Here is a 6,000-nt window from a genome sequence, read left to right on the forward strand (position 1 = left end):
CAGTGCCACGGGTGCCCGGCGACCGCCTCGGCGAGGGGTGAGTCCGGTGTGTTGACCATCACAGCGATGCGGTGTTCAATGGTGACCGTGAGTATTAGTGAACGATCGATCAGCTTCGATCGAGCGTGAGCGCCGTCGGACGGCGCATGCCGCCCGACACCCCGATTCACCACCATTTGCAGGGATCCGCGCGGGCGATCACACGGTCGCACTGCGCGCCCTCAAGACTGTGAGGACCACATGAGCGAAGCGTTCATCTACGACGCAGTGCGCACGCCGCGCGGGAAGAACCGCGGCGGAGCGCTGCACGGCACCAAACCCATCGACCTCGTCGTCGGACTCATCGACGCCCTGCGCGAGCGCAACCCTGACCTCGACGATGCCGCGATCGACGACATCGTCCTGGGCGTCGTCTCCCCGGTCGGCGAACAGGGCTCGGACATCGCCCGCACCGCGGCACTCGTCGCCGGGCTCGACGAATCGGTCGCCGGCGTCCAGGTCAACCGGTTCTGCGCCTCGGGGCTCGAAGCCGTCAATCTCGCCGCGCAGAAGGTCGGCAGCGGCTTCGAATCGCTCGTGCTCGCCGGCGGTGTCGAATCGATGTCGCGGATTCCTCTCGGCTCCGACGGCGGCGCCTGGTCGCAGGATCCGACGACGAACTACGACACCTACTTCGTGCCGCAGGGCATCGGCGCCGATCTCATCGCGACGACCGAGGGCTTCACCCGCGACGACGTCGACGCCTACGCCGCTGAGTCCCAGCGCCGCGCCGCCGAGGCGTGGGAGGACGGACGCTTCGACGGCTCCGTCGTGCCCGTCAAGGACCTCAACGGGGTGACGATCCTCGACCGCGACGAGCACATGCGCCCCGGCTCGACCGTCGACTCCCTGTCCCAGCTGCCCCCGGCGTTCGCGAAGCTCGCCGAGCAGACCGGCTTCGACGACGTCGCCCTGCAGAAGTACCACTGGGTCGAGGAGATCGACCACGTCCACACCGCCGCGAACTCCTCGGGCATCGTCGACGGTGCCGCCCTCGTCGTCATCGGCGACGAGGAGGTCGGGAAGACGATGGGGATGAAGCCGCGCGCCCGCATCGTCGCCACCGCCGTCGTCGGCTCCGAACCGACGATCATGCTCACCGGCCCCACCCCGGCCACGCAGAAGGTCCTCGACAAGGCCGGACTCACCGTCGACGACATCGACCTCTTCGAACTCAACGAGGCCTTCGCCGCCGTCGTCCTCAAGTGGATGAAGGACCTCGACATCCCGCACGAGAAGGTCAACGTCAACGGCGGGGCGATCGCCATGGGCCACCCGCTCGGCGCAACCGGGGCGATGATCCTCGGCACCGTCCTCGACGAGCTCGAACGCCGCGACCTGAACCGCGGCCTCATCACTTTGTGCATCGGTGCAGGCATGGGCATCGCGACGATCATCGAAAGGGTCTGACATGACGAACGCTCACTACTCCCGCACCACCGACGCCGACGGCATCGTCACCGTCGTCCTCGACGACCCCGATTCCTCGGTCAACACGATGAACGACCACTTCGGCGCCGCCCTCGAGGAGACCGTCGACTGGCTGGAGGCCAACGTCGACGACATCACCGGCGTCGTCATCACCTCGGCGAAGAAGACGTTCTTCGCCGGCGGTGACCTCGACCGCCTGCGCCGGGCCGATCCGGAGAACGCCGAGGCGGAGACCGCGCAGGTCGAGCACATCAAGTCGCTCCTGCGTCGCCTCGAGAAGCTCGGCAAGCCCGTCGTCGCCGCAATGAACGGTGCGGCACTCGGCGGCGGCCTCGAGATCGCGCTCGCCACCCACCACCGGATCGCCGCCGACGACGTGAAGTCCGCGCGCTTCGGACTGCCCGAGGTCACCCTCGGACTGCTGCCCGGAGGCGGCGGAGTCTCGCGCGTCGTGCGGATGATCGGCCTGCAGAACGCCCTGCAGAAGGTCATCCTGCCGGGCACGAAGTTCACCGCCGCCGACGCCCAGCAGCTCGGTCTCATCGATGAGCTCGCCCCCGCCGCGGATCTCGAGGACCGTGCGAAGGCCTGGATCAAGGCCAACCCCGACGCGGTGCAGCCGTGGGACGTCAAGGGCTTCAAGATCCCCGGCGGCGCCCCGACCTCACCGTCGATCGCGATGCTGCTGCCCGCGCTGCCCTCGACCCTGCGCCGCCAGCTCAAGGGCGCCCCGATGCCGGCCCCGCGCGCGGCCATGGCCGCGGCCGTCGAAGGTGCGCTCGTCGACATCGACACCGCGCTGACCGTCGAGACCCGCTACTTCGTCAACCTCACCCACACCGCGGTGGCGAAGAACATGATCAAGGCGTTCTTCTTCGACCTCGGCCACATCAACTCCGGCGGCTCCCGACCCGACGGCGTCGAATCCCGTCAGGTGAAGAAGCTCGGCGTCCTCGGCGCCGGGATGATGGGGGCCGCGATCGCCTACACCGCCGCACGCGCCGGCATCGACGTCGTCCTCAAGGACGTCGAACTCGCCGCCGCGGAGAAGGGCAAGGCCTACGCGGTCAAGCGCGAGGAGGCGGCGCTCGCCAAGGGCAAGACGACCCCGGAGAAGTCCGAGGCGGTGCTCGCGCGCATCCACCCGTCGGCCTCGGTCGAGGACTTCGCCGGCGTCGACTTCGTCATCGAAGCCGTCTTCGAGTCCGTGCCCGTCAAGCACCAGGTCTTCGGGGAGATCGAGAACATCGTCGCCCCCGACGCCGTCCTCGGCTCGAACACCTCGACCCTGCCGATCACGGAACTCGCGACCGGGGTCGAGCGGCAGGCCGACTTCATCGGCGTCCACTTCTTCTCACCCGCGGACAAGATGCCGCTCGTCGAGATCATCACCGGGGAGAACACCTCGGATGAGACGCTGGCCCGGACCTTCGACTTCGTCCAGCAGATCCGGAAGACCCCGATCGTCGTCACCGACTCCCGCGGATTCTTCACCTCGCGGGTCATCGGGACCTTCATCGCCGAGGCGGTCGCCGCCGTGGGCGAGGGCGTCGAACCCTCCAGCGTCGAACAGGCGGCCCTCCAGGCCGGGTACCCGACCGGTGCGCTCCAGCTCCTCGACGAGCTCACGCTCACCCTGTCGCAGAAGATCCGCCAGGAGACCCGCGCCGCGGTCGAAGCCGGCGGCGGCAACTGGGAGGAGCACCCCTCCGAGGCGGTCATCGACTGGATGGTCGATCAGGGGCGCACCGGACGCAAGGACGGCGCCGGATTCTACGAGTACGACGAGACCGGCAAGCGCACCCACCTGTGGCCCGGCGTGCGCGAGCACTTCGACTCCGGATCGAGGGAAGAGCCGTTCGCCGACCTGCAGGAGCGGATGCTCTTCGCCGAGGCGATCGAGACGATCAAATGCCTCGACGAGGGCGTGCTCACCTCGGTGCCCGATGCCAACATCGGCTCGATCTACGGCATCGGGTTCCCCGCCTGGACCGGCGGCGTCCTCCAATACGTCAACCAGTACGAGGGCGGGCTGCCCGGCTTCGTCGAGCGGGCGAAGGAACTCGCCGCGACCTACGGTGAGCGGTTCACCCCGCCGAAGTCGCTGCTCGCCCGCGCGAAGTCGGGGGAGACCTACGAGTGAGCTGACGTCAGCGGCTCGGCGAGATTCCGACAGCGCCCACAGACCGGAGGCCCGGACGACGCGATTCGTCCGGGCCTCCGGTGTGCTCGACCCAGAGTCAGGCCGGTCGGTCCACCGCCGTGCGCTCGGCCAGCTGCGGGTAGGTGCGGACCAGTCCGTCCTCATCGATCGTGAGGTCAGCCGTGAAATCCCGCGTCCCGCTCGTGTACCGGACGCGGTCGGCGTCGATGCCCGTGTAGATCTGCGGACTGGCGATGACATTGAGGGAGGGCATGTCGATCCACGCCATCGTCAGCGAATGCTCGGCCGTCGTGTCGGTCTGCAGGGACAGCCGGCGGATCGGCATCGTGTTCGTCAGCGGACACAGTCCGAGATCGCAGTCGAGCGCACCGTCGAGGGCATCGGCGTCGACGATGCCCGGCGACGGCAAAGGGAAGGGCGGCGTCCCCGACTGCTCAGTCTCACTCGACCAGCGACCCGTGTCCGGATCCCGCGTGAGGCTGAGCGCGCGCGACCAGCCGCGGCCCTGCACGGCGACCGCGACGGTCCTCGTGATCCACCCGTCGCGGGCGTCGACCGTCCACGCCGCCGCGTAGTCGTCCGTGACCTGCCGTCCGACGGCGTGGAGACCGTCGGCGAGGAGCACCTCGGCGCTGTCGCGGCGATCAGGATCGTCGAGACCCCTCCAAGCGACCTGCCGTGAGCGTGCATCGGCGGAGGTCGCCTCGAAGTGTTCGATCGTCGTGTCGTAGTACCTTGTGGTGGCACCGAGCGGAGTCATCCCGATGCGCCGGGCCACCGCCTGTGAGGCGGGATTGTCCGGGCGGACGACGGCGATGCTCCGCTCGAGTCCGCCGGCGAAACCGGCAGCGAGCAGCAGCGCCCCCGCCTCGGCGGCATAACCCCTGCCCGCGTGCGCGGCATGGGACCGCCAGCCGATCTCCACCTCGTCCCCCGTTTCCCCGGCGCTGTAGCGGATCGGCTTGAGGACCGCAGCGCCGACCGGGGTGCCGTCGTGGAGAGTCACGCACCACCAGCCGCGTCCCGGCGACGCCGAGTCATTCTCCGTCGTGATCCACGCGGCGGCGTCCTCGATCCGCGGCAGCGCCGCCTTCGGGATGAAGCGGAGGAGATCCGGATTCGCATGGAGGCCGTGGACGAACGACGCATCGGCATCGTCGAACCGCCTGAGGATGAGACGGTCGCAGACATAGTCCGGTGGCGGAGGATCCGCGAGCACAGTCATGTCATGAGACTACGCCGGGGCACTGACATCGTCGGGGACTCCGGCGGAATAGCGCGCGGGCCGGGGGCGTTGTGCGTCGCACGGGCGCACAACGGTGCCCGCACATCTGACTCGACAGCCCCTTTGAGGAGGCGCGATGCGCGCAGCGGTCTATGACCAGTTCACCGATGACTTCGACGACATCACCGTCCGAGAGATCGAGGATCCGAAGGTCCCGCCGGCCTCCGTCCTCATCGAGGTCAAGGCCGCGGGGGTCAACCCCGTCGACTGGAAGCTCGTCGGCGGCGGGCTCGAGAAGTTCCTGCCCACCCAGTTCCCCGTCATCCCCGGCTGGGACGTCGCCGGCACCGTCATCGGCCTCGGCTTCGACACCCCGGAGTTCGAGATCGGCGATGAGGTCGTCGCCTACGCCCGCAAGGACGTCCTCGGCGGCGGCACCTTCGCGGAGAAGGTCGCCGTCCCCGTCCACGCCGTGACGAAGAAGCCCGCGGGACTGACCTGGGAACAGGCCGGGGGACTGCCGCTGGCCGGCAACACCGCCCTGCGCACCCTCGACGCCCTCGGCGACCTCGACGGGAAGACCGTCCTCATCCACGGTGCCGCCGGCGGTGTCGGCAGCATGGCCGTCCAGATCGCCAAGGCCGCCGGCGCCCGTGTCATCGGCACCGCCTCGGAGCGCAACCACGACTGCCTGACGGGTCTCGGGGCCGAACCCGTCACCTACGGCGAGGGCCTGGCCGACCGGGTCACGGAGCTCGCAGGCGGTCCCGTCGACGCCGTCGCCGATTTCGTCGGCGGACAGCTCGAGACCACGCTCGCCGTCCTCGCCGACGACGGAGCCCACGCCTCGATCGCCGACCCGACCGTGACCGAGCACGGCGGACGCTACATCTGGGTGCGTCCCGATGGAGCGACGACGGCCCGGCTCACCGAGCTCGTCGACGCGGGCAAGCTCACCGTCGATGTCGCAGAGATCTTCCCCCTCGCCGAGGTGGCCGACGCGTTCCGCTCGAGCGCGACCGGGCACACCCGCGGCAAGCTCGTCATCGTCCCCTGACCGGCCCGCATCCCGGCCGGCGGATCCGTCCGCGGCCGGGGCTCAGCCGATCCCCAGCGCCGCGGTCGCTGCCGCCCGCAGCTC

4 protein-coding genes are annotated in these 6,000 nt (G+C 69.4%); 3 read left to right on the forward strand and 1 reads right to left on the reverse strand.

Annotated features, from left to right (window positions below; genetic code table 11):
• Nucleotides 1-240: 240 nt before the first annotated feature.
• Entirely contained in the window at nt 241-1,449 is a 1,209-nt protein-coding gene (locus tag AC2W7K_RS16285) for an acetyl-CoA C-acetyltransferase (protein ID WP_198500687.1), read from the forward strand.
• Nucleotide 1,450: 1 nt separating this feature from the next.
• Nucleotides 1,451-3,613 (forward strand): 3-hydroxyacyl-CoA dehydrogenase NAD-binding domain-containing protein, encoded by a 2,163-nt coding sequence (locus AC2W7K_RS16290; RefSeq protein WP_198500688.1) that lies wholly within the window; start codon nt 1,451-1,453, stop codon nt 3,611-3,613.
• Nucleotides 3,614-3,710: 97 nt separating this feature from the next.
• Here the strand turns inward: AC2W7K_RS16290 and AC2W7K_RS16295 are convergent, their stop codons facing one another.
• Nucleotides 3,711-4,859: a putative glycolipid-binding domain-containing protein gene (locus tag AC2W7K_RS16295; protein ID WP_198500689.1), complete on the reverse strand. Its 1,149-nt coding sequence runs from the start codon at nt 4,857-4,859 to the stop codon at nt 3,711-3,713.
• 136 nt (nt 4,860-4,995) lie between these two features.
• On the opposite strand from AC2W7K_RS16295, the gene AC2W7K_RS16300 reads away from it, so the two are divergent.
• Entirely contained in the window at nt 4,996-5,916 is a 921-nt protein-coding gene (locus AC2W7K_RS16300) for an NADP-dependent oxidoreductase (RefSeq protein ID WP_198500690.1), read from the forward strand.
• Nucleotides 5,917-6,000: the final 84 nt, after the last annotated feature.

The organism is Brevibacterium sp. LAARM2_SD2 (genome assembly GCF_057364785.1).

What these genes read in the sequence shown, in the direction of transcription:
- AC2W7K_RS16285 (WP_198500687.1), top strand. Translation starts at nt 241, where the DNA reads ATGAGCGAAGCGTTCATCTACGACGCAGTGCGCACGCCGCGCGGGAAG.
- AC2W7K_RS16290 (WP_198500688.1), top strand. Translation starts at nt 1,451, where the DNA reads ATGACGAACGCTCACTACTCCCGCACCACCGACGCCGACGGCATCGTC.
- AC2W7K_RS16295 (WP_198500689.1), bottom strand. Translation starts at nt 4,859, where the DNA reads ATGACTGTGCTCGCGGATCCTCCGCCACCGGACTATGTCTGCGACCGT.
- AC2W7K_RS16300 (WP_198500690.1), top strand. Translation starts at nt 4,996, where the DNA reads ATGCGCGCAGCGGTCTATGACCAGTTCACCGATGACTTCGACGACATC.